The organism is Allokutzneria sp. NRRL B-24872, assembly GCF_002155965.1.
Taxonomy (GTDB): domain Bacteria; phylum Actinomycetota; class Actinomycetes; order Mycobacteriales; family Pseudonocardiaceae; genus Allokutzneria.
Genome location: NZ_MUMH01000281.1, coordinates 1 through 644, shown reverse-complemented (window position 1 = coordinate 644; position 644 = coordinate 1). Strand labels below are relative to the sequence as shown.

The 644-nt window shown below is 69.1% G+C and carries 1 protein-coding gene; it reads right to left on the bottom strand.

Annotated elements, in window-relative coordinates:
- Positions 1-183: 183 nt before the first annotated feature.
- Positions 184-644: hypoxanthine phosphoribosyltransferase (hpt, locus tag CCN37_RS37420; RefSeq protein WP_143262020.1), on the bottom strand; the 461-nt coding region annotated here is incomplete at its 5' end.

Below are 644 nucleotides of genomic sequence, written 5' to 3'. Positions count from 1 at the left end.
CAGCCGGTGCCGATCATCCTGATCGGGCTCGGCCCGGAGGTGGACATGGAGGCGCTGCAGCAGATCGGGACGGCAACGGGCGGCAAGGCCTACGCGGCGCGCGAGGCCGGTGACGTCCGCGGCGTGCTGGTGGACGCCGTCATCCAGCGCCGCTGCCGCCCGAACTGCTGAGCCAGAGGACGACTAGTTCGAGTAGACCTTGGGGTCGAGCGTGCCGATGTAGGGCAGGTCGCGGTAGCGCTCGGCGTAGTCCAGGCCGTAGCCGACGACGAACTCGTTGGGGATGTCGAAGCCGACGTACTTCACCGGGACGTCCACCTGCACCGCGTCCGGCTTGCGCAGCAGCGAGCAGACCTCCAGCGAGGCGGGGCCGCGCGACTGGAGGTTCTTCAGCAGCCAGGACAGGGTCAGGCCGGAGTCGATGATGTCCTCGACGATCAGCACGTCGCGGCCGGTGATGTCGCGGTCGAGGTCCTTGAGGATGCGCACCACGCCGGAGGAGGACGTGGCCGAGCCGTAGGAGCTGACGGCCATGAACTCCAGCTGCACCGGGACGGGCAGCGCGCGGGCGAAGTCGGTCATGAACATCACCGCGCCCTTGAGCACGCCGATGAGCAGCAGGTCCGCGCCCTTGCCCTCGGGGT